This window comes from Amycolatopsis sp. Hca4 (genome assembly GCF_013364075.1).
Taxonomy (GTDB): Bacteria; Actinomycetota; Actinomycetes; order Mycobacteriales; family Pseudonocardiaceae; genus Amycolatopsis.
In genome coordinates this window covers 1,312,624-1,334,956 of record NZ_CP054925.1, presented here as the reverse complement: position 1 = coordinate 1,334,956, position 22,333 = coordinate 1,312,624, and the positions used below count along the sequence as shown (strand labels likewise).

20 protein-coding genes are annotated in these 22,333 nt (G+C 72.6%); 10 read left to right on the top strand and 10 right to left on the bottom strand.

Going from position 1 to position 22,333, the window contains the following annotated elements; translation table 11 throughout:
* Positions 1-4 precede the first annotated feature (4 nt).
* The 4 genes from HUT10_RS05700 to HUT10_RS50520 all read left to right on the top strand — a co-directional run bounded on the left by HUT10_RS05700 (position 5) and on the right by HUT10_RS50520 (position 4,559).
* On the top strand, positions 5-1,036 hold the full coding sequence (locus HUT10_RS05700; protein WP_176170201.1) for a LacI family DNA-binding transcriptional regulator: 1,032 nt from the start codon (positions 5-7) through the stop codon (positions 1,034-1,036).
* A gap of 27 nt (positions 1,037-1,063) precedes the next feature.
* Positions 1,064-2,506: an arabinofuranosidase catalytic domain-containing protein gene (locus tag HUT10_RS05695; RefSeq protein WP_217709547.1), complete on the top strand. Its 1,443-nt coding sequence runs from the start codon at positions 1,064-1,066 to the stop codon at positions 2,504-2,506.
* A gap of 209 nt (positions 2,507-2,715) precedes the next feature.
* Positions 2,716-3,978 (top strand): hypothetical protein, encoded by a 1,263-nt coding sequence (locus HUT10_RS05690; RefSeq protein WP_254896700.1) that lies wholly within the window; start codon positions 2,716-2,718, stop codon positions 3,976-3,978.
* Positions 3,975-4,559, top strand: a complete 585-nt coding sequence (locus HUT10_RS50520; RefSeq protein ID WP_254896699.1) for an RICIN domain-containing protein — start codon at positions 3,975-3,977, stop codon at positions 4,557-4,559. Before HUT10_RS05690 ends, HUT10_RS50520 begins: the two co-directional genes overlap by 4 nt.
* Before the next feature lie 6 nt (positions 4,560-4,565).
* Here HUT10_RS50520 and HUT10_RS05685 read toward each other — a convergent pair whose 3' ends face one another.
* The gene (locus tag HUT10_RS05685; RefSeq protein WP_176170200.1) at positions 4,566-5,741 is read right to left on the bottom strand and encodes an oxygenase MpaB family protein; all 1,176 of its coding nucleotides are present in this window, start codon (positions 5,739-5,741) and stop codon (positions 4,566-4,568) included.
* Positions 5,742-5,885: 144 nt separating this feature from the next.
* Here HUT10_RS05685 and HUT10_RS05680 point away from each other — a divergent pair, with 144 nt between their 5' ends.
* A complete protein-coding gene (locus tag HUT10_RS05680; RefSeq protein ID WP_176170199.1) occupies positions 5,886-7,043 on the top strand; it encodes a TetR/AcrR family transcriptional regulator in 1,158 nt (385 codons plus the stop codon).
* Positions 7,044-7,047: 4 nt separating this feature from the next.
* Here the strand turns inward: HUT10_RS05680 and HUT10_RS05675 are convergent, their stop codons facing one another.
* The 6 genes from HUT10_RS05675 to HUT10_RS05650 all read right to left on the bottom strand — a co-directional run bounded on the left by HUT10_RS05675 (position 7,048) and on the right by HUT10_RS05650 (position 12,110).
* Positions 7,048-7,998 (bottom strand): esterase-like activity of phytase family protein, encoded by a 951-nt coding sequence (locus HUT10_RS05675; RefSeq protein WP_176170198.1) that lies wholly within the window; start codon positions 7,996-7,998, stop codon positions 7,048-7,050.
* Between the two features lie 59 nt (positions 7,999-8,057).
* Positions 8,058-8,498: a hypothetical protein gene (locus tag HUT10_RS05670; RefSeq protein ID WP_176170197.1), complete on the bottom strand. Its 441-nt coding sequence runs from the start codon at positions 8,496-8,498 to the stop codon at positions 8,058-8,060.
* 163 nt (positions 8,499-8,661) lie between these two features.
* Complete coding sequence (locus HUT10_RS05665; protein WP_176170196.1) at positions 8,662-9,660, bottom strand: SDR family oxidoreductase; 999 nt, start codon at positions 9,658-9,660, stop codon at positions 8,662-8,664.
* Positions 9,657-9,983 (bottom strand): hypothetical protein, encoded by a 327-nt coding sequence (locus HUT10_RS05660; RefSeq protein WP_176170195.1) that lies wholly within the window; start codon positions 9,981-9,983, stop codon positions 9,657-9,659. The genes HUT10_RS05665 and HUT10_RS05660 overlap by 4 nt, the downstream gene beginning before the upstream one ends.
* Positions 9,980-11,773, bottom strand: a complete 1,794-nt coding sequence (locus tag HUT10_RS05655) for a thiamine pyrophosphate-requiring protein (protein WP_176170194.1) — start codon at positions 11,771-11,773, stop codon at positions 9,980-9,982. The genes HUT10_RS05660 and HUT10_RS05655 overlap by 4 nt, the downstream gene beginning before the upstream one ends.
* Positions 11,754-12,110 carry a DUF6292 family protein gene (locus HUT10_RS05650; RefSeq protein ID WP_176170193.1) on the bottom strand — a complete coding sequence of 119 codons (357 nt, stop codon included), beginning with the start codon at positions 12,108-12,110 and terminating at the stop codon, positions 11,754-11,756. Before HUT10_RS05650 ends, HUT10_RS05655 begins: the two co-directional genes overlap by 20 nt.
* Positions 12,111-12,219: 109 nt before the next feature.
* Here HUT10_RS05650 and HUT10_RS05645 point away from each other — a divergent pair, with 109 nt between their 5' ends.
* Positions 12,220-12,474: a hypothetical protein gene (locus HUT10_RS05645; RefSeq protein WP_254896698.1), complete on the top strand. Its 255-nt coding sequence runs from the start codon at positions 12,220-12,222 to the stop codon at positions 12,472-12,474.
* A gap of 260 nt (positions 12,475-12,734) precedes the next feature.
* Here the strand turns inward: HUT10_RS05645 and HUT10_RS05640 are convergent, their stop codons facing one another.
* Positions 12,735-13,985 (bottom strand): low temperature requirement protein A, encoded by a 1,251-nt coding sequence (locus tag HUT10_RS05640; RefSeq protein ID WP_176170192.1) that lies wholly within the window; start codon positions 13,983-13,985, stop codon positions 12,735-12,737.
* A gap of 472 nt (positions 13,986-14,457) precedes the next feature.
* On the opposite strand from HUT10_RS05640, the gene HUT10_RS51785 reads away from it, so the two are divergent.
* From HUT10_RS51785 to HUT10_RS05620, 4 genes are read left to right on the top strand one after another with little or no spacing between them, the layout of a single operon-like run.
* On the top strand, positions 14,458-17,223 hold the full coding sequence (locus HUT10_RS51785) for an ATP-binding protein (protein WP_176170191.1): 2,766 nt from the start codon (positions 14,458-14,460) through the stop codon (positions 17,221-17,223).
* Positions 17,224-17,279: 56 nt separating this feature from the next.
* Positions 17,280-17,705, top strand: coding sequence for a roadblock/LC7 domain-containing protein (locus HUT10_RS05630; RefSeq protein WP_176177688.1), 426 nt, complete (start codon positions 17,280-17,282; stop codon positions 17,703-17,705).
* Positions 17,702-18,082: a DUF742 domain-containing protein gene (locus HUT10_RS05625; protein WP_176170190.1), complete on the top strand. Its 381-nt coding sequence runs from the start codon at positions 17,702-17,704 to the stop codon at positions 18,080-18,082. Before HUT10_RS05630 ends, HUT10_RS05625 begins: the two co-directional genes overlap by 4 nt.
* A gap of 13 nt (positions 18,083-18,095) precedes the next feature.
* A complete protein-coding gene (locus HUT10_RS05620) occupies positions 18,096-18,860 on the top strand; it encodes an MHYT domain-containing protein (protein WP_176170189.1) in 765 nt (254 codons plus the stop codon).
* A 46-nt stretch (positions 18,861-18,906) separates the two neighbouring features.
* Here HUT10_RS05620 and HUT10_RS05615 read toward each other — a convergent pair whose 3' ends face one another.
* Together HUT10_RS05615 and HUT10_RS05610 are read right to left on the bottom strand one after the other, a co-directional pair.
* Positions 18,907-21,306, bottom strand: coding sequence for a hypothetical protein (locus HUT10_RS05615; protein WP_176170188.1), 2,400 nt, complete (start codon positions 21,304-21,306; stop codon positions 18,907-18,909).
* 289 nt (positions 21,307-21,595) lie between these two features.
* On the bottom strand, positions 21,596-22,294 hold the full coding sequence (locus tag HUT10_RS05610) for a GntR family transcriptional regulator (RefSeq protein ID WP_176170187.1): 699 nt from the start codon (positions 22,292-22,294) through the stop codon (positions 21,596-21,598).
* Positions 22,295-22,333 lie beyond the last annotated feature (39 nt).

Sequence of the window (22,333 nt, the reverse complement as noted above, 5' to 3'; positions counted from 1 at the left end):
GCCGATGACCGTCGTCGAGCCGTCGCCGGGGCTGAGGCCCACCCTGGCCGACGTGGCGCGGGAGGCCGGGGTCTCGATCGCCACGGCGTCCCGGGTGCTGAACGGCTTCCCGCGGGTCAGCCCGGAACGGCGCAAGCAAGTGGAGTCCGCGATGCTGGCGCTGGGCTACGCCCGGCAGCGGGCGGCGAAGGCGAGCAGCGCGCGGCACACCGGCTCGATCGCCCTGGTGGTGTGCGAGGAGGTGCCGCGGCTGTTCACCGACCCGTACTTCCCGCGGATCGCCGCGGGCGTGGGCCGGGAGCTGGCCGCAGTGGGGGTGCAGCTGGTGCTGCTCACGGTGCCGGCCACCGACGACTACCAGTCGCCGGTGGTCCGGTACCTCGACGGCGGGCACGTCGACGGCGCTCTCGTCGTCGGCATGCACGGCCGCCGCCCGCTCGACCTCGACTGGCTCGGCATCCCGGTGGTGTTCGGCGGGCGGCCGGGCCAGGCGGGCCGGACGGGCCGGCTGCCGTACGTGGACGCCGACAACCAGGGCGGCGCCCGGCTGGCGACCCAGCGGCTGCTCGACGGCGGCCGCCAGGTCGTGGCGACCGTCGCCGGGCCGCAGGACATGACCGCGGGCGCCGACCGGCTGCTCGGCTACCGGCAGGCGATGACACGGGCGGGCCGGTACGACGAGAGCCTGGTCGTGTGCGGTGACTTCGGGCAGGCGTCCGGCGAGTACGCCGCGTCCCGGCTGCTGAGCCGCCGCCCGGACGTCGACGGGATCTTCGCCGCCTCCGACATGATGGCGGTCGGGGCGCTGCGCGCGCTGCGCCGCGCGGGGCGGCGGGTGCCCGAGGACGTGGCGCTCGTCGGGTTCGACGACCTGCCGATCAGCTGCTGGACGGACCCGCCGCTGACCACCGTGCGCCAGCCGATCGAGGAGATGGGCGCGCGGATGACCGCCGAGCTGCTGGCGATGATCGACGGCGCGGCTCCGCGCCGCAGCACGGTGCTCGACACCGAGCTGGTGCCGCGGAAGTCGGCCTGATGCCCACCCGAGGACCGAGGAGGAATCGTGCGTGTGTTCGTCGTGGTGGCCGCGATGCTGGCGGCGGTCGTGGCCGGGGCGGTGCCGGCTGCGGCCGCGTCCGCTCCGCTGGTGAGCGCGGCTTCCGGCCGCTGCTTGAACGTCAAGGGTGGCACCGATGCGCCGGGGACGGCGTTGGAGATCCAGGACTGCTCCGGCCAGGCCGGGCAGGCGTACGAGTTCACCTCGGCGGGCGAGCTTCGGACGTTGAACGGTACCCGGTGCGTGGACGCCTACGGTGGGCGGACCGCGCCGGGGACTGCCGTGATCATCTGGTCCTGCAACGGTCAAGCCAACCAGCAGTGGCGGCAGAACGGCGATGGGACGATCACCGGTGTCCAATCGGGACTGTGTCTCGACGTGACGGGCGCCGGGACGGCCAACGGTACTGCGGTCGAGCTGTGGACCTGCAACGGTCAGGGCAATCAGCAATGGAGTAGTGGGTCGACGCCGCCGCCCCCGACCGGGACGGCGCCGTGCGACATCTACGCCTCCGGTGGGACGCCGTGCGTTGCGGCGCACAGCATGGTGCGGGCGCTTTACGGTTCCTATGCGGGCAGCCTGTACCAGGTTCGGCGGTCGTCCGACAACACGAGCCGGAACATCGGGGTGCTGAAAGCCGGCGGCTCCGCCGATGCTGCTGCTCAGGATTCTTTCTGTGCCGGTACTTCGTGTGTCGTCACGGTGGTCTACGACCAGTCCGGGCGGGGGAATGACCTGTGGTACCAGGGATCCACCGTGGTCCCGGGGTCCAGCCAGAGCAGCCCGGCGAAGGCTGCTTCGGAGTCGCTCACGGTTGGTGGGTCGAAGGCGTATTCGCTGTACATCAACCCTGGTAACAGCTATTGGCGGGATGGGCACCTGACCGGGGTTCCGACCGGGAGTGCGCCCGAGGGGATGTACATGGTGACCAGCGGGACGCACGTCAACAGCGGCTGTTGCTTCGACTACGGGAACAGCGAGACGACTCGGAAAGCCGATGCGGCCGGTGCCATGGACGCGATCAACTTCGGGACCGAGTGCTGGTTCGGTGGGTGTTCCGGTGGGGGGCCTTGGGTGCAGGCCGACCTCGAGTGGGGGCTCTACCCGGGTGGTAGCCAGCAGTGGAATCCGAACCAGCGGGCTCTGCCGAGCAAGTTCGTCACGGCGATGCTGAAGAACAACGGCACTTCGCGGTTTGCGCTCAAGGGGAGCAACGCCCAGTCGGGGAGTCTCACGACCATGTGGGATGGGGGGCTTCCCAGCGGGTACAGCCCGATGAAGAAGCAGGGTGCGATCATTCTGGGCAGTGGCGGGGACTGCTGCAAGCCCGGTGGTGGGGCGAACCTGAGCGCGGGGACGTTCTACGAGGGTGCGATGGTCGCGGGATATCCCTCGGACGCGACGGAGAACGCGGTGCAGGCGAACGTGGTTGCTGCCGGGTATCGCTGAGCCCGCCGGAGCGGACGGGAAGGGGCTTTCCTCGCGGGGTGCCGCGGGGAAAGCCCCTTTTCGATGGCTTCACCACCCATGACACTCGGCGAACCGGTTCGCCTCCGTTCGGTCGATTGTCGCTGAATAGCCTGCGGCGTACTGTCCGTGGTGGTCGAACCGGTTCGACGATGGCTCGCCCCCGCCGTCCACCGCCAAAGGAGTCGTCTGTGGACCTCTCGTGTCCGCGGCCCCGTGCCCGTCGTGGCCTGGCCGCCTTCCTCGTTGCCGGTGCGCTGACCGGTGCCTCCGCCGTCGCCCTCGCCGAGCCGGCCCGAGCCGCTGACGAGTCGGTTTCCGTCGATTTCTCCGTCGCCGGCAGCTCGCCCACCTATCGGGCCTCCGGGTGGATCTACGGCATGACCGAGAACGCCGCGAACCCGCCCGACCACTTCTTCCGGGACGTGAACTTCCAGGCGATGCGGGCCGGCGGCGCGCAGCTCGACAGCCCGGGCGGCTGGGTGTCCGGCAAGTACGACCGGCGGTGGACCGCCACCCGCGCCCAGCTGCTGCGCACCCGTTCGCTCGGCGGGCAGTTCGTCCTGCTCGTGCACGACCTCTGGGGCGCGGACGGCTACCCGATCTCGCGGTTCCCCGGCGACAACGGTGACTGGTCCGACTACGACGCCTTCCTCACCCGCCTGATCAACGACGTGCGCGCGACCGGTGCGCCGGTGGAGTGGGACCTCTGGAACGAACCGAACATCACCACCTTCTGGAACCGGCCGCAGAGCCAGTACTTCGCCATGTGGCAGCGGGCCTACCAGCGCATCCGTTCCGCGTTCCCGGCGCAGGCCATCGTCGGGCCGAGCCTGGCCGGGGTGCCCTCCACCGGTACGAGCTGGTGGACGCAGTACCTCGACTTCGTTCGCGGCTCGAACACGGTCCCGGACATCGTCAGCTGGCACTCACTTCCCGGGGATCCGGTGGCGAACGTCGCCGCGGCGGACTCGTCGCTCGGGGCGCGGGGGATTGCCCACCCGCGGCCCTACCAGATCAACGAGTACGGGGCCTCGAACGAACAGAATCCCGGTGACGGTTCCTGGTACATCGCTCGGATCGAGCGGGCCGGCGCCGATGGGCTGCGGGCGAACTGGGCGAGCGGCGGGAACCTGCACAACGATCTCGGCAACCTGCTCGTCCGCAACTCCGCCGGCCGGTACCTGCCCAAGGGCGAGTGGTGGGCCTACCGCTTCTACGGCTCGCAGACCGGTCAGATCGTCTCCTCGAAGCCCAGCCCGGCCTACGACCCGTTCGCCACGAAGGCCGCCGGAGTGGCGAAGGTCCTCGTCGGGGTGGGGGCACCACCGGGAACGTCTCGGTTGCCCTGCAGCGGCTCGATGCCACCTCCGGCATCGTCCAGAACAACCAGGTGCGGATCGTCGTCCAGCAGATTCCGTTCAACGGTGGGGCCGCCGTGGCGGGGCCGGTGACCATCCGGGACTCGGTGGTGGCCGTCTCCGGCAACGCCGTCACCGTCACCGTCCCGCACGCCAGTGTCGACGACGCGCTCAGCGTCACCCTGCTGCCGCCGTCGGACGGCGGGTTCCAGACCGTGGCCGTCGCCCAGCATTCCCAGCAGTGCCTGGACAACACCGACCTGAGCACCGCCGACGGCAACCGGCAGCAGCAGGACTTCTGCGAAGGCGGTGCCCAGCAGCAGTGGAACTTCCGGCCGGTGCCCGGCGTCGCGGGCACCTACACCGTCGTCAACCAGCAGAGCGGCAAGTGCCTCGAGGTCGCCGGTGCCTCGGCCGACGACGGGGCCGCCGTCCAGCAGCGCACCTGCACCGACGGTGCGACGAACCAGCAGTTCGCGCCGCGGCGGGTCACCTACAGCGGCAACGACGTCCACGACTACCAGCTCGTCGCCCGGCACAGCGGCAAGTGCGTCGACGTCAGCGGGGTGTCCACCGCCGCCCGTGGTGCGGTGATCCAGTGGACGTGCAAGCCGGTCACCCAGAACAGCCCGCTCAACCAGACCTGGCGGCTGTGGGGCCGGGGACCGGCCTGACGCACTTCACGCACCCGGCCGGTTGCCGGTCGGGATGGTGATCGGGGTGGTCGTCGACGACGTCCCCTTGTTGAGGAACAGCATGGCGAGCGCGCGGACGAACTGATCGAAGACGTAGAAGCCGGCCGGGGCGATGGGCAGCAGGCCTTCCCGGAAAGCGATGTACGCGGGCCACCCGGTGCGGATCAGGGTGGCCGCCGCGTAGTCGCGGGGCAGGCCGAGCCAGTCGCCCACTTCGTTGCTGAGCACGTACCGGACGAACTCGTTGAGGAAACCGCGGGTCACGCCCAGGTCGATCTGCGCGGTCAGCCCGAGCAGGTCGGCCGCGAGTTCCTTGCCTTCGGGCGTGGGGGACAGCAGCGGGGTGAGCACCTGGGCGGACTGCGCGTCGGCCGCGGCCCACGTCTGCGGGACGAACTCGTCGCGGACGCCGAGCAGGTGGATGGCGACCTGCCACTGGTGCAGGAAGGCGTCCTCGTCCGCGGCCGACATCGGGACGTGCCACTCGCGCAGCTTCCGGTGCACGAAGGTGCCGAGGCTGTGGAAGGTGACCAGGATGTCGCCGTTGCTGATCGGGATCCGCTCGTCGGCGACGGCCCGCCAGTGCGGCGACTGCGGCAGCAGGTGCCGCACGGCCGCGTGCACCAGGCGCGTCTTGTTGGCCGTGACGACGAACTGGCCCGAGGGCTCGAACGCGCCGAGCTCGCTCAGGTCGTAGCCGAAGGTGAACGTCTTCGCGGCGCGGTCCTGCATGTTCGCGCCGCCCGCGGACCAGTAGATCGACCGGGCCTCCCGCGGGATGACCGTGCTCATGATGCCGCTGCCCAGGCCGTAGAGCAGGAACAGGTAGGTGTCCTTGCGCCGGTTGAAGTCGGCGGCGCGGCGCAGCTTGACCGGGTCGGCCCAGGACGGCAGCCGGTTGGCCCGCTGCAGCCAGCCGGTGAGGTCCGCGGGCAGGCCGGCCGGCAGCGGGTCGGCGTTGTTCACCCAGCTCCGCAGCGCGGTGTTGACCGCGGGCACCCCGCCGCCGTCGACGAGCCCGGCCAGCAGGGTGTCGACCTCGTCGTCCCAGACCCACCACGGGTCGGCGCTCGCGGCCCAGGCCGGGACGGCGCTCGCCGCGCTCGCCAGACCGAGCGCGACACCGAGGGAGAGAACGTTCCTCCTGCTGAGATTGCTCATTCACTTACCTAGCTTCCTTGATAGGTAATGGGCTCTTCGAGAGGAGATTCCTGATTAACATAGAAGGTGACTCGCGCGTCGGCAAGACCCGGCTGGCCTGTGGTTGACTGAGCTCATGGCCCGACTTCCGCACCCCTCAGCCCGGTGACCGCCGAGCCGGCCGCGGCCGTCCGGCCCCGCAACCGCAGGCAGCTCATCGTCGAGGCGGGCGCCGCGGTGTTCAGCGAGCGCGGCTACCACGCGGCGTCGATGGAGGAGATCGCGGCGCGCGTGGGCATCACCGCCGCCGCGCTGTACCGGCACTTCCCGAACAAGTACGCGCTGTTCGCCGAGTGCGCGAACGTCATGGCGGACCGGCTCGTCGCCGCGCTCGCCGAAGTGCCCGCGGACGCGTCACTGGCGGAGCTCTTCGGCGCCGTCACCACGGTCACCGTCGCGCACCGGGAGACCGGCGGCGTGTACCGCTGGGAGGCCCGCTACCTCGAACGCGACGACCGGCGGCTGCTGGCGGGCAAGTTCGCGTACGTCGTCGAGCGCGTGGCGGAGGCGGTCCGGCGCGAGCACCCGGGGCCCGGCGAGCACCTGCGGGCCGTCGGGGCGCTGGGGGCGATCGGATCCGTCACGACCCACCACAACGCGATCGCGCCGCGCCGGGTCGGGGAGCTGCTGCGTGCGGCGGCCCTGCGCGTGGCCGCCACCGGCCCCGCCACCGCGGCCGCGCCCGCGGTGGAGATCCCCGCCCCGCCGGTGCCCCGGACCCGGCGTTCGGAGATCCTCGCCGCCGCCGTCCCGCTGTTCGAACGGGACGGGTTCGCGACCGTGACGAACGGCCGGATCGCCGAGGCGGTGGGGCTGGTCCCGTCGGCGCTCTACCGCTACTTCCCGGGGAAGGCCGACATCCTGGCGGCAGCCTGCCTGCAGGCGGCCGGCCTGCTGGCCCAGGCGGTCGAGCACAACCTCCGCGGCACGACCGGCCCGCACGACGCCCTGAACGCCCTGGCGGCGACTTACGTGGCGTACAGCTTCGAGCACAGCGCCCTCAACAGCGTGGCCAACGCCGAAATCGCCGGCCTGCCGGACGCGCTGCGCCGCCCGCTGGTGGCGGCGCAGCGCGAGCACATCGCGGTGTGGGAGCAGCACCTGCGCGAGGCCCGCCCGGACCTCGACGCGCGCCAGGCGCGGGTGCTGGTGCACGCGGGTTTCGGCGTGGTGGTCGAGACCGGCCGCCGGCTGCGGTGGGCGGACCGGCCCGAGCACCGCACCGCGGTGGGGGCGCTGCTGGTGAGCGCGCTCGGGTTGTGAGGCTTCAGCAGGGCAACGTCCCGCTGCGCAGCGCGTGACCGCCGTCGTTGCCGTCGTCGGCCCAGACGACCGCGTGGTGCCCGGCGGCGCAGGCGGGGGAGATGGCGAACCCTTCGTTGTTGTAGTTCGGCATCTTCGCCGGGCGCGCGTAGGTCGCCGCGACGGCGAACTTGCCGCCGCTCAGCCGCAACGTCGCCGTCTTGCCGGAGCAGGTGTCGTCGCAGACGGACCAGAGGCTGCCCGTCGCCGGGTCGAACTCCAGCTCCATGACCTTCGGGAAGCCGCTGGAGAAGGACGCCACCCTGCTGAACCCGCCGCCGGCCCGGTCGAGGGCGTAGGCGTAGACCTTGCCGGTGTCCTCGAGGCCGACGAAGTAGAGGCCGGTCCCGTGGCCGGGGTAGCGGGCCGGGTCGTAGGCGGCTTGGGTGCGGTCGTCGCGGAAGCCGCCGTCGGTCAGGAAGCTGTCCGGGATCCAGGAAATGCCTTCGAAGCCCCCGTTGTCGTCGACGGCGGGCAGGTCGTCGGTGAGGTCCCATTCGGCGGCGGCGTCGAGGGCGCCGGAGGTCGATCCCGGGGCGTACCGCAGGACTTTCAGCAGGCTGCCGTCGCCGTCGTTGTCGCGCTCGGTGGCGACGAGCACGCCGTCGGGTGTGCGGACGACCCCTTCGGCGTCCGGGTCGCCTTCGCCGTTCCGGTAGCGCAGCGGCCAGGTGCCGGCGGGCCGCCAGCCGCTGCCGTCGCGGACGAGCCGGTAGAGGGTGCCCGGGCCGTTCTTGACCGCCCACAGCACGTCGGGGCCGTCGAAGGAGAGCCCGCTGACGTTGTCGCCGAGCACCCCGGCGGGATCGGCGACCGCGACGGCCGGATCACCGGGCCATTTCTGCGTGGTGGCGGCTTCCGCGCTGCCGATGGGCAGGGCGAGAAGGACAGCGGTGAGGCAGAGGAGGGAACGCACGTCGTGCTCCTGTGGGTCGAAGGGGCAACGCGGCGTTGCTTCGGACTGTACCGAGCCGATCACCCGGCGGGCAACCTGGTCTCGCACCGCACTTGCGGCGCGGCCTCGGTCCCGGCGGCCACGCAGTCGGCGACCCGGCCGGGAGCGGGCACGGGGTAGCTGAAGACGATCGGCCCGTCGCCGTCCGTCCCGGCCGAGAACTTGACCACCGTGTGCCGGCGGGTTCCGTTGCCGTGCAACGTCTTCGAGTAGTACGTGGTGTGCGGCCCGATCGCCGTGCTCGTGCCTTCGCCGTCGTCGTCGAGTTCGTGCACGGTGAGCACGTAGTCCCCGGTGGTGTACTTGCCTTCGCCGGGGTGACCGGCGTCGGCGGGGGTCGCGCCGGTGACTTCGGGCGAGACGGGATCGGCGGCGGTGGCCATCACGGTGGCCCCGACGGCCACCACCGCCACCCCGGCCACGGCCGCGGCGATGACGACCCGCTTGGCGGTGAACTCCATGGTCCCTCCTCCCACCCGGTGATCAAGCTAGGGCGGGGAAGGGCCTGGTCACCTCGGCCGAAGGGGCGGTTCCGGGGCTGCTGCCTCGTCCTTTCGGCCGATGCCCGGCGGTGCGTCGCGTCGGCCGGTCAGGCTCCGCGGCACCCGGCCGGCCTGAGCGCGGTCACGCCCGCGCCCGCCGCCACACCGCCAGCGCCGTTGCGGCCAACGCGCCTCCCGCGGCCGCGACCACGCCGTGGTGCCGGCTCGCCCACAGCTGCGCACTCCGCGCTGTCGCCTGCTCGTCGAACCGGCCGTGCGCCCCGAAATCCCGCTCGCGGTCCGCCGGTGACCACAGGTTCTCCGGCTGGTCCGGCGGTTTCTTCGCCCCGGTCTGCTGGGATCGGTAGCCGGTCCGGGCGAGGTACCGGTCGAGGACACCCGGCGCGACGGCGTTCGCGAGCAACGTCCCGACCGTGCTCCCGCCGACCCAGTACTCCCGGCGGCGCGGGTGGCCCGCCGCGTGCACGACGGCCCGGGCCGCCACCTCCGGCTGGTAGATCGGCGGCACCGGCTGGGCCTGGTCCGGCAGCTTCGACCGGACCCACGAGAACTGCGGCGTGTTCATCGCCGGCATCTGCACCATCGTCGTGCGGACGTGGCTGCGCTCGTGCAGGAGCTCGCAGCGCAGGGCCTCGTTGAAGCCCTGGATCGCGTGCTTCGCGCCGCAATAGGCGCTCTGCAACGGGATTCCGCGGTACGCCAGCGCCGAACCGACCTGCACGATCGTGCCGCGGTCGCGCGGCTTCATCCGGCGCAGCGCCGCCATCGTGCCGTGGACGTACCCGAGGTAGCTCACCTCGGTGACGCGGCGGAACTCGTCCGGCTCGATCTCGGTGAAGGGCGCGAACACCGACGTGAAGGCTACGTTCACCCACACGTCGATCGGGCCGAGTTCCGCCTCGGTCCGGGCGGCGGCGGCCTCGACCTGGTCGAAGTCGGCGACGTCGGTGGGAATGGCCAGGGCCGTCCCGCCGAGGCGGGTGACGTCCTCCGCCGCCGCTTCGAGCCCTTCCTTCCCGCGGGCCAGCAGCGCCACCCGGTCCTGGCGGGCGCCGAACGCCCGCGCGACGGCGCGGCCGATGCCCCCGCTGGTCCCGGTCACCACGACGACCTGACTCATGATTCCCTCCGCTTCCCCGGGTGGGCCGTGCGGCACCATGCCGCCGCGCCCACCGCGCTCACCAGCGCCGCACCCCGCCACCGCGGGGTCACCGCCGCCAGGCCGAGCATGCTCACGCCGTGCGCCACGTCGATCGTCCAGCCCCGGCGGGCGACCAGGCCGTCCGGCCGCCGCAGGACGGCCGCCGCCTGGACCAGGTGACGGATTCCCAGCGCCAGTGCCACCTTCCGCGGGACCGGCAGGGAGCGCGACAGCACCACGAGCCCGGCGCCCCACACCGCCCGCGCCACCGCACCACCGCGGCACCCGCCGATCCTCGTCACCGGTTCTTCCCGGGCAGGAACTCCTGCAGCTTCGTCTTCACGCCCTGTGCGACGAGGTGGAACGCGTCCGGGTCGCCCTTGAGCACGGCCTGGGCGGCCGACTTCACCTGCTCGAACGTGGCGTGCGGCGGGATCGGCGGCACGTCCGGGTCGCAGCGGACGTCCAGCACCGCCGGCTTGCCCGCGGTGAGCACCGTGTCCCAGGCCGAGGCCAGCTGGTCCGGCTTGTCGACCGTGACGGCCGCGAGGCCCAGCGACAGGGCGAAACCGGCGTAGTCCACGTCCGGCAGCGTCTGGGATTCCTCGAACTTCGGGGCGCCGCCCATCGCGCGCAGCTCCCACGTCACCTGGTTGAGGTCGTTGTTGTGGAAGACGCAGACCACGCACCGCGAGTCGCTCCACAGGTGCTGGTAGCGGGCGATGGTGATCAGCTCGGCGAGGCCGTTCATCTGCATGGCGCCGTCGCCGACGAGGGCGATCACCGGCCGGTCCGGGTGGGCGAACTTGGCGCCGATCGCGTACGGCACGCCCGGGCCCATCGTGGCCAGCGTGCCGGACAGCGACCCGCGGATCTCGCCGCGGATGCGCAGGTTGCGGGCGTACCAGTTGGTCGAGGAACCGGAGTCCGCGGTGACGATGGCGTCCTCCGGGATCCGCTTCGACAGCTCCGACACGATCGCCATCGGGTTCACCGGCTGCGCGTCGACCGCCGCTTCCTTCTCGACGGTGTCCCACCAGGAGGCGACGTTCTTCTCGATCGTCTCCCGCCAGGACCGGTCCGGCTTGCTCGCCAGCTTCGGCAGCAGCGCACGCAGCGTGGCCGCGCTGTCCCCGACCAGGTTGACCTCGGTCGGGTAGCGCATCCCGATGAGCCGGCCGTCGAGGTCGATCTGCACCGCGCGGGCCTGGCCGAAGTCCGGCAGGAACTGGCTGTACGGGAAGTTCGAGCCGACGATCAGCAGCGTGTCGCAGTCGCGCATCAGCTCGTAGCTCGGCCGGGTGCCGAGCAACCCGATCGAGCCGGTCACCCACGGCAGGTCGTCGGGCAGCACGTCCTTGCCCAGCAACGCCTTCGCCACGCCGGCACCGGTGACTTCGGCGACCTGGCGGACCTCCTCGGCCGCCCCGCGCGCGCCCTGCCCGACCAGGATGGCGACCTTCTCACCCGCGTTGAGCACCTCGGCCGCCGCGTCGATCTCCGCCTCGGACGGCACCGGACGGGACCACGCCGTGCCCGGCGGGCTGGACGGCACTTGCTTGAACGCGTGCTGCGGCGGCGAGTACGGCTCCTCCTGCAGGTCGGCGGGGATGATCAGGGCGGTCGGGCAGCGCGACGCCTCGGCGATCCGGATCGCCCGGTCCAGCGCGTTCGGCAGCTGCTCGGCGACGTTGACCTCGACGAGGTATTCGCTCGCGACGTCCTTGTAGAGCGCCTGCAGGTCGACTTCCTGCTGGTAGCTGCCGCCCATCGCGCTGCGCGCGGTCTGGCCGACGATCGCCACCACCGGCACGTGGTCGAGCTTGGCGTCGTAGAGGCCGTTGAGCAGGTGGATCGCGCCCGGGCCGGAGGTGGCCATGCAGACCCCGACCTTGCCGCTGAACTTCGCGTAGCCGACCGCGGCGAAGGCCGCCATCTCCTCGTGCCGGGTCTGCACGAAGCGGGGCTGGTTGTCCGCCTTGCCGAACGAGGCGACGAGGCCGTTGATCCCGTCGCCGGGGTAGGCGAAGACCTGGTCCACGCCCCACTCGCGCAGGCGCTGGAGCAGGTGGTCACCGACTGTCTGGCTCATGAGTACTCCCTTGGGTGTGCGGTGCGGCTTCGGTGAGCGCCTCGTGCACCCGGCGGGCCACCACGGCGGGCCGGGGCCGCGCCGGCTCGGGCCACCGGGCCAGCACCGCGGGCGGTTCCGCGCAGTCCGGCTCCACGGCCAGGCACCACCCGCGGCCGTCGGTCCACGAAAGCATCAGGAAGCGGCCCGCGTGCCGGGCGGCGAGGGCGATGTAGGCGGTCGAGGGACTGCCGTACTCGCTCCAGGACGCGGCCGGCTCCACCCGCAGCAGCTCGGCGACGGTCTCGACGTAGTCGCGCAGGGCTGTCGCCTCGACGTGCCCGGGTTCCGGTTTCACCGGCGCGGACGCCTCCTTCCGTGGTCGCTCACGAAGGCGCGTACCCGCTTTCGCCGTCGATCATGCTTGCCGAGCCGGTTCCGGCGAGCGTCGACGAGGAGGTGGCGCGGTGAAGCTGGGCCTGCTGCCGGCGGACCTGCGCCGCGCGGAGACGGCGCCGACGAGGGACCTGCTGAAGACGTCCGATCGGCACCGGGCCGCTGAAGACGGCGCTCTCCGAGCTGAGCGGCCGCCGCACGGAACCCGGGATCCTGCTGCCGGCGGACCTGCGCCGCATCCATCGCCGCGCGGCGGGGTGTCGCTCGACCAGGGCGCACAGGCGGCAAAGGAGATCGAGCCGGCCCGCGGGCGCGGTGGCAGCTGAAGTGGACGAACGCGATGCTCAAGGTGCTCTCGCCGCAGACCCTGACCGGCTAGGTCGGCCGCGGGCGCCCGGTTACCGCGTGGCCATGCGCCCAGGCCGACCGGCGAGGAGCGCTCCGCCTGCCCGCAGGGCCCGCCCTCCCTGGGGGACCGTCCCCGCTCCAGCGTATCGACCCGCCCCGACGAAAAATCCCCCGAAACAACCGCTCGCCCCGGCCTGTCCACAACCCGGCCGAGATGGGGACAACCGGCGATAGCTCCTCAGGCACCCCCTTGCGGCTCCCGGTGGTGGCGCTCGGCGACCTGCTGCAGGAAAGTCAGCGGGTCCTCGCCGAGGCGGGTGCGGGTCCGGTGGCGGACCACCGCCGTGACCACGGCCGCCGCCACCGCCCAGGCGGCGACGACCAGCACCACCGCCGGGGCCGGCAGGACCCGGCTCAGCAACGCGAGGTTCACCGTCGCCGCCAGGGCCGCCACCCGGGCCAGCGTGAAGTACCAGTGGCGGGACCCGGTCGCGAAGACGCGCGTCCCGGCCAGGTAGATCGCCAGGCCCGCCGTCGTGAACCAGGTCGCCGTGGGCGGTGGGGACTCGTGCAGGGACAGGTTCACCCCGGCCGCCATCAGCAGCAACGCGAAGGCCGGCGGCAGGTGCCCGCCCGCGTACAGCGAATACGCCAACGCCGGGTTGCCGCCCGAAAAGCCGAGCATGCGCTCGTAGATCTCCACCGCGGAGGAGAAGTACACCCACCACAGTGCCCCCGCCAGGACGAGCCCGCCGGCCAGGGCCAGCCAGTACCCCAGGTCGTCGGCCGGCCGTTCGAGCGCCGCCGTGCCGACGGTGATCACCAGCTCGCCGAGCAGCAGGATCATGAACAGCCCGAACCGTTCGGCGAGGTGCGCCGAGTCGATCGCCAGGTTCGGGTCGCGCGGCGGGGAGAGCAAGGTCCACCACCGCGCCGCCCGGGTGGGCCGTTCACCGCGGTGCCGGTCGCGGCGGCGGTCGTCGAGCAGGAGGAACCCGGCCTCCTGCACCAGCGCGAACGCCCACAGCAGCAGCCCGTAGCGCGGCAGCACCGCCGACACGCCGAACAGGACGGCCGAGAATGCGTAGCCCCAGCTGAACCGCTGCTGGCCGCGCGAGTCGCGGGGCCAGCGGTGGGCCGCCGCCAGGACGAGCCGGACGCCGGCCATCGCCGCGGCGAAGATCTCCGGGTGCCCCTCGAAGACGTGGTGCGCCTGCGTCGCGGCGATCCCGCAGGGGATCGTGCCGGCGAGCACGAACAGCCGGTCGGCGACCCGGCTGTCGTCGCCGCGGCGGTTGTACAGGACGGCGAAGCCGATCCACGTCCACCAGAGCGTCGCGAACAGCCCGAGCGCCGCGGCGGCGCGCGCCCAGTGCGGGTCCGCGACGACGCCGTGCGCCACCTGTCCCACCGCGAAAACGAAGACGAGGTCGAAGTACAGCTCGACCCACCCGACCCGCTTGCCGCCCCGTTCGTCCACTTCGGTCACGGCGGCGATTCTGCCGGGTGCCGGGCCGTGAGTTCCACCCGGGCACTCGCGGGAATTAATAACCCACTGTTCGAACGGCGGCCGAATTCGTCCCGGTGACTGCTGAGGGTAATTCTGCCGACAGTGCGCAGGAGAATTCCGGCTACCCCCAAGTAGCCGCCGGAGCTGCGGCAACACCCTTGAACGGTGTGCAACCAGCGACCGCGGGAACACTATGTGTGAACTGCGGGAGCGCTTTCGAAATAATTTCACCCTCGCGTTCCGAAACGCCGCTGTGCAGGGTTGACAAGCACGCAGGGGGTGATGTTCTCTGCTGTTCGGTTCGATCAACGCCACGTCGTGCCCGGTCCGGGAGCCGGGCATCCGGTTCTCCTCCGGCGTCCGTGATCGGCACTGGGGCCCTCGTCCTGACCGAGTTCTGTCCGAGTTCGACGTCAGCCGTCCGCGCGGCTGGGAATCGAGCGATTCCGCCATGCACGAAAGCAGAGCCACGCCCCGCCGCCCGGCGGACGCCGCGTGGTGGCCGGCGCACTGGAGCGTCCGCACCAAGATCAGCGTCGTCCTGCTGCTGCCGGTCCTGGTCGCGGTGGCGCTCGCGGAAATCCGGATCCAGGGCGAACTCGACCGGGCCACCGCGCTCAGCGCGGCCCGCGACCGGCTGCCGGTGCTGCACGACACGATCGACCTCACCGCGTCGCTGGGCGAGGAAATGGTCGCCGCGGTCGCCGTCCCGGCCGGGGCGCCGGACACGTTGACCGCGGCCGTCGACGCGAAGGTGGCGGCGGTCCAGCGCGACACCGGTTTCGCGCCGCTGCCCGGCGACACCGGCCGGGCGCTCAACACCGCGCTGGGCAAGCTCGCCGGGATCCGCGCCGCCGGGGCCGGCGGGGGCGACGTCCGCACGAAGGCCGCCGGCTACAACGACATCATCAGCACTCTCGGCGACCTCGTGCCCGCGATCGTCTCCGCCGACGCCGGCAACGCCGAGACCACGCGGCTGCTCGTGCACCTGCGCGGCGAGCTGGCCACCGAGGAGACCTACCGGCGGGCCGCGCAGGCCAGCCCCGACGACGCGTCGCTGCGCCCGGCCGTCATCCAGACCACCGCCGAGCAGGAAGTCCTCGCCGAGCAGGTGGAACACCAGCTGACCGGCGGCCCGCTGGCCCGGTTCACCGCGGCGGCCGAGGGCGCCGAAGGCCGGCTCGACGCCCTGCAGGAGTCGGGCGGTGGCCGCCCGCTGGCGGCGTTGCTGCCCTCGATCACCGCCGAGACGACCGGCGTGACGGCCGTGCTCGGGGAGGTTTCGGCGAAGCTGGCGGACGACGTTTCGGCCGCGGCCGACCGCGCCCGGTCCGACTCGCTGCGCGACACCGCGCTGGTCCTCGGCGCGCTGCTCGGTGCGCTCGCGATCGCGCTGCTGGTGGTGCGGTCGCTGGTCACCCCGGTGCGCCGGCTGCGCGCGGAGGCTCTGCGCGCGGCGAACGAGCAGCTGCCGTCGACCGTCCGGCAGATCCGCGAAGGCCACGACGTCGATTGGCGGGCGGTGCCCGGCTCCGGCGTGCGGACCGACGAGGAGATCGGCCAGCTGGCGCGCGCGTTCGACGACATGCACCGCCAGGCGGTGCGGCTGGCCGTGGAGCAGGCCGAGCTGCGCAAGCAGGTCAGCGAGATGTTCATGACGCTGTCGCGGCGGAGCCAGTCGCTGGTCGAGCAGCAGCTGTCGATCATCGAAGACCTCGAGGCGGGGGAGCAGAACCCGCGCCGGCTCGACGAGCTGTTCCGCATCGACCACATCGCGACCCGGCTGCGCCGCAACGGCGAGAACCTGCACGTCCTGGCGGGCGGCCGCCCGGTCCGCCACGGTCGCGAACCGGTGCCGACGCGCGACCTGCTGCGCGCGGCGACGTCGGAGGTCAAGGACTACCGGCGGGTGGCGCTGGGCAACGCCCCGCGCAGCTCGGTGCAGCCGGAGACGGCCGCGGACGTGGTGCACATCCTGGCGGAGCTGCTGGAGAACGCGACCCGGTTCTCCCCGCCGGAGCAGAAGGTGGCGCTGACGGCCGACCGCGGCGCCGACGGCGGCCTGCTCATCGAGGTGGTCGACCAGGGCCTCGGCATGACCCCGCAGGAGCTGACCACGGTGAACGACCGCCTGGCGGCGGCCGGCACGGTCGGCCCGGAGACGACCCGCCGGATGGGGCTGTTCGTGGTCGGCAGGCTCGCGGCCCTGCACGGGGTGACGGTCCGGTTGCGCGCCACGGGAACGGCGGCCCGCCACGCGGGGGTGACGGCGAGCGTCCACGTCCCGGGTGCCCTGGTGATCGCGGACCTGGCCCGCCCGATCGGCGCGGGCCGCCTGACCCCGGCGGCGGCGCGTGCGGCCCAGCGCCCACCGGAGGTGCCGGCACAGGCATCGACGCCGATCTTCGAGCAGGTGGTGACGAGCTGGTTCACCGAGCCGGCGGCCAAACCGGCGGTGCGGCGCAACGGAGCGACGGTGAAGTGGCCGGCGGTGGGGCACGGGCCGTCGGGCGAGCTGCCGGGGTACGCCGGGGTGGACCGCACGGACAGCCCCACTGTGGACCGCGGGCCTTCGGGTTACGCCGGAGCTGCCGGCACCGAGAGCCCGGCGGAATCTCCGGGTGGGACGGGCCGGTCGGTTGCGGCGCACCGGGCCGAGGAGGCCGAGCCGTCGGAAGCGGGGTGGTCCGGTCAGCTCGAGACTCCCGCGGCACACCGAGCCCCCGAGGCGGGGGACTCCGCGACGCAGGAAGAAGCCGGGCAGGTGGCGAGGATCGAAGCGGCCCCTGCGCCGGCCGCCGGGCCCTCTGCGGCAGAACCGGCCGAAACCGCGGCCCGCCCGGACCCGACCGCGTCCCCGGCCTCCGCCGAAACCGCGAACAACCCCGACCGACCGGCGCCCACCCGGTCCGAACCGGTGGCCGTCGGCGACTGGGACACCCCCGCCGACCGGACCCGGCGGGCCGCCGAAAGCGCTCTCGAGCCCGCCCCCGCCCAGCGGCTCACCGATGCCGGGCTGCCCACGCGGCGGCCCGGGGCGCAGCTCGCCCCCGGTGCCGTCGTCCCCCGCGTCCGGGAACAACCCGGAGGCAGCTTCCGCGACGCCGCCGCCGTGCGCAGCAGTCTCTCGCGGCACTACCAGGGCATGCGCGCCGCCCGCCTGGAAACCGCGGCGCGCGCCGAACAACCCCGGAAGGACGAAGTGGACCCGCGATGACGGAACTGCACCACCGGCGCGCCGCCGGCGAACAGGCGGCTCGCCCCTTCAGCGCGATGCCGCCCGCAACACCGGAACGGTCCGCGACGCTGAACTGGCTGGTCAACGGGTTCGTCCAGGACGTCTCGGGGGTCGCGCACGCCGTGCTCGTCTCCGCCGACGGCCTGCTCGTCGCCGCCGACGAGGCATTGCCGCGGGAACGGGCCGACCAGCTCGCCGCCATCGCCGCCGGCCTGTCCAGCCTGTCGCTGGGCACCGCGGAGCTGTTCACCGCCGGGCGGGTGGTGCAGTCGGTGATCGAGATGGAGCAGGGGTTCCTGCTGCTGATGAGCGTCGGGGACGGCTCGAACCTCGTCGTGCTCGCTTCCACCGGCTGCGACATCGGGCTGGTCGGCTACGAGATGACGATGCTGGTCGAGCGGGTCGGGCAGAAGGTCGACGTGCCCGCGCGCGAGATGCCGGTGGCCCAGGACCACCGGTGATCGACGACGCGCGCGGGGACGAGCCGCGCCGCAGCGCGGCGCTGGCCCGCCCCTACGCGTGGACCGAAGGCCGGACGGCCCCGGCGGTCGAGATCGCCGTCGAAGCACTGGTCGAGACCACCGCCGACGGCCGGGCGGAAGCCGCCTACCAGACGTCGAGCGCGCTGGCCGAGGTGCTCGAGCTGTGCGTCCGGCCGCGGTCGCTGATGGAGATCGCCGCGCTGCTGGCGCTGCCGCTCGGCGTGGTCCGCGTGCTCGTCTCGGACCTGATGCAGGACAACCTGGTGATCGTCCGCGACACGCTGTCGGACACGGCCACCTGGGACGAGCGCCACGACCTGATGGAACGCGTGCTGCACGGGCTGCGCGACCTGTAGAGAGGACTTCGCCATGGAGCATTTCGCGCTGGGGCACTGGCTGCTGGTGCTCGCGTACCTGACGTCGGTGGTCGGCTGCGCGCTCGGCCTGGCGTGCGCGGTCCAGGCCCGCCACGCCGCCGATCCCCGCCACCGCGTGCGCTGGCTGGTGCTGGCCGCGATCTCGATCGGCGGCGTCGGCATCTGGCTGATGCACTTCGTGGCGATGCTCGGCTTCAGCACCCCGGGCATGCCGGTCCGCTACGACATCTTCCGCACGGTCCTCTCGGCGATCCTCTCGGTGACGGCGGTGTTCGCGGGCCTGCTGGTGGTGGGCGGCCGCGCGAAGTTCGGCTGGTGGCGCCTCGCCGTCGGTGGCGTCATCACCGGCCTGGCGGTCAACCTCATGCACTACACCGGGATGTCGGCCCTGCGGGTGAAGGGCGACTTCGGCTACGACGGCGGCCTGGTGGCGCTCTCGGTGGTGATCGCGGTGGTGGCGGCGACGGCGGCCCTGTGGTTCGCGGTCTTCCTCGACCGCCTTTCGCTGCGGTTGCTGGCCGGTTTCGTGATGGGGGCCGCGGTGACGGGCATGCACTACACGGGCATGGCGGCGGTCCGGATGAACATGGACATGAACGCCCCGGACCCGGCCGGTGCCGAGGTGTTCTCCTTCCTGTTCCCGGTGTTCGTGCTGGCGGCGATCGCGATGGCCGTGCCGCTGTGCGCGGTCCTGATGGCCCCGGCGGTCTCGCCGCAGGCCGCCGAGCCCGTCGCGGAAGACGCCGTCACGGTGTGAGCCGGGCCCACGGGAGGGATCCCGCGGGCCCGGCTGTCTCACCTCCTTACACGCTGCACAGCAGCGAACACGCCTTGGCCGACGACCAGTCCGTTGTGGACGGAGGGGTTCCCGGCGGCACGTTCACCGGCACGTAGGTCACCTTCGCCTTGTTGGTGATGGGGAACAGGTTCAGCAGGGCGTAAGTCGCGCAGTACACCTGCTTGACCTGGCCCGCCGCCAGCGTGAACGGACCTGTCTGGCACGTCGGCTCCACGGTGTCCACGACCTGCGCGGACGTGATCCCGACCGGACCCTGGTTCGTCACCGTGATCCGCCAGTACGCCGACGCCGCCAGCACGCCGAGCAGACCCACCGGGGCCTGCTTCGCCCACGGACCGGCGCCGCCCGGACCGCAGTCGGCCGGGTGGACCGCCGTGCAGATCTCCTTCTCCACGCTCACCTTCGGCGTGCAGGACGCGCCCGGGGCGACCGGGAGCGTCACCGTGTTGGACGTGAACGACCCCGTCGAGTCCGTGCCCGTCGCCGTGTTCGCCACCGACGTCACCGCGCAGTCCGGCGAGATCGTCGTGCGGAAGCACAGCTGGGGCGCGTCGCCCGCGAAGTCGACCACCAGCGAGCCGCTGAAGCCCGCCGCGCTGCGCAGGACCAGCGTCGTCGTCACCGTGATCGACGGGTGCGCCGCCACGGAGACGCCGGTCAGGTCGACCGAGCCGTCCGGGGCGAAGCCCGGCGTGGGCACCACGGCGCCATCGGAGTCGACGACCGTCACCCGCGAAGCCGCGAAGTCCACGTTCGCCGGGTCGACGCCCGTCAGCCGCGCGGACGTGTAGCCCTGGACGTGACTTCCGCCGTCGCAGTAGAAGTCACCCGGACGCAGGGTCACCTGCCCGCCGGAGCGGACACACGGCGTGGCCCCGGTGGCCGGGTCCATCGAGAACAGCACGCCCGCGTCGCCGAGGCCGATCAGGCAGCCCGACGGCGGGTCGTAGGCGTACCCGTAGTCCCGCGTGGCGCCGCCGTTCACCGACGGGTGGGTGATCCGCGCCGGCAGCCCCGCGCACGCCGTCCCGGTCGTCCAGTCGTGGCAGACCGCGGCACCCGCGATCCCGCCGTTCCAGACGGGGAGGTAGCTACGCACGTGGCCGCTCGGGTCGGTGACGACCTCCGGGTTGAACACGTAGGTCCCGTTCGGCAGCGCGGCCGCGCCCGGCGGTGCGGCCGAGGCCGAGCCGTCGAGGGCGAAGCACGCCGTGGTGTTCGTTCCGCCCGTCGTCGACGAGCACACCCCGACCGGGGTGCCGGCCGTGCTGAACGCCGTGTAGGCGTTGAAGGTGAAGTTGCCCGCCGGTCCCGTCGTCCGCCAGGACGCCCAGCCGGCGCAGGCCGTGGCCGTTGCCGGGTCGAAGCAGCCGAGCGAGGGCTGCTGCGCGGTGCTCGGGTTCGACGACGACGCGAACACCTTGCCCGCGACCACGTCCACGGCGCCGTAGATGTAGGCGTTGCCGCTGATGGCCGGCGCGATCGGGGCGTACGGCTGGCCGCCGCAGGCGCTCTGCGTGGCGATGGTCCAGCAGACGACCGCGCCGCTGCTGATCAGGCCGTAGAGGTTGCCGCCGGTCTCGACGAGCCCGGTGATGCTGTTCACCGCGGGGGAGCCGCCGGTGGCGGCCAGCGGCCAGTACCCGCAGTTGGCCGCGGCGGCCAGGTCGAGGCAGCCGACGCCGACGGACGCCGCCGTGACGGCCGGGTAGTAGACCTTCGCGGGCGCGGCGGGGTCGCGCACGTACTGCTCGACCATCGTGGTCGCGATGTCGCCGGTCGCCCCGGTGCCGAGCGGACCGGGCGCGGTGTTGAGCGGCTTCGGCCACGGGCCGCCCGGGCAGCGGGCCCCGGAGGCGAGGTCGGTGCAGACCACCTTCGGCGAAGCGGCCGCCAGGTGGTGGTAGATGTTCCAGGCCTGCAGCGCCCCGCCCGGCGTCCGGTACAGGATCGGGGAGAAGCCGTCACCGCCGGTCGCGGTCGTGACCGCCTGCACGGGCGGGGTGAGCGCGCCGGACAGCTGCGTCGCGTCGGGGCCGGCGCCGGCGTTGGTCGCGCGGACGGCGGTGACCCCGGACGCCGGTTCGGTGCCGGCGAAGGTGCTGCCGTCGGTCGACCACTCCGGCGTCCAGCCGGGCGGTACGTGCAGGGAACCGGACTGGTAGGACTGCCCGGCGCCGACGGCGTCGGTGATGGTGGCGGCGCCGGTCGTGGTCGCGTGGTCTTCGTAGCCGACGACCCACTTCGCGGTCGCCCCGTGGTCGGCGGGGGACCCGGTGCCCTGCACGGACTTCGTCAGTGCCGAGACCGGCGGCGCGGGATCGGCGGCCGCGGGCAACGGCACGGCGGCGGCGGCCGAGGCGAGTACCAGGGCCAGGAGCGCTCCCGGCATGCGTCTTCGCATGAATGGTCCTCGATTCTTTCGACGGAAAAGCACGGGAATCGTTTTCCCGGCCGAAGGAAAATCCTATGCCGCACCGGCAGTGCGTTGAAGTGCTCTCACCCGGGCGCGGAAAAGGCGATGCGATCAGCGCAATTAGTCGGGGCTGCGGCTCTGTCTGAACCAAGTTTGACGAGGGGTGATCCCGGTTTTCGTCACCCGGATGCCGTGCGGTCGTCACTCGATCGGGTAACGGGTGGTCGCCGGATCGAGGCCATTTCCCGGTCGGTGAAGATCTGTTTCCTGATCCCGGTCAGCCGGATTCGGCGTCGAAGCGGAGGTGCGACGTGATGCGGTAGCGGTCGCCCCGGTAGACCGAGCGGGTCAGTTCCACGGCCCGGCCGGTCGTGTCGCGGGTCAGCCGCTCAATGTGCAGGATCGGGGCGTACACGGCGATTTCGAGCAGCTCGGCCTGCTCGGGGTTGGTGACCGCGGGTTCGATCGTCTGCACCGCGTCCTGCACGGTGATGCCGAACCGCTCCCGCAGCAGCCGGTAGAAGTTGCCGGTTTCGAGGTCCGCCGGGCGCAGGCCGGGGACCAGGGACGCGGGCAATGCCAGGTGTTCGATCGCGATCGGCTCGTCGTCGACGTGCCGGACCCTGGTCACGCGCAGCACCGGCGTCCGGGGCTCGAGCTCCAGCTCCCCGGCGAGCGCCCGCGGGGCCGGGGACACCGCGAAGGCGACCACGCGGCTGGTCCAGTGGCCGTCCGCGGGCGGCACGGCGAGCCCGGTCGCGAGTTCCTGGGTGACCTTCTGCGGGCTGGTGAACGTGCCGCGGCCGCGCTGGCGCACCAGCAGCCCGGTGCGGGTGAGCTCGTCGATGGCCGCGCGGACGGTCGGGCGCGAGACCCCCAGCTCGGCGGCCAGGTCCCGTTCGGAGGCGAGCCCGGTGCCGGGGCCGGCGTTCTCGATCACCTTCAGCAGGTGCCGCCGGACGCGGTCGCGCTTCACGGTGGGCGGCCGGTCCGCGGGCTCACCGGCGGGGTTCCG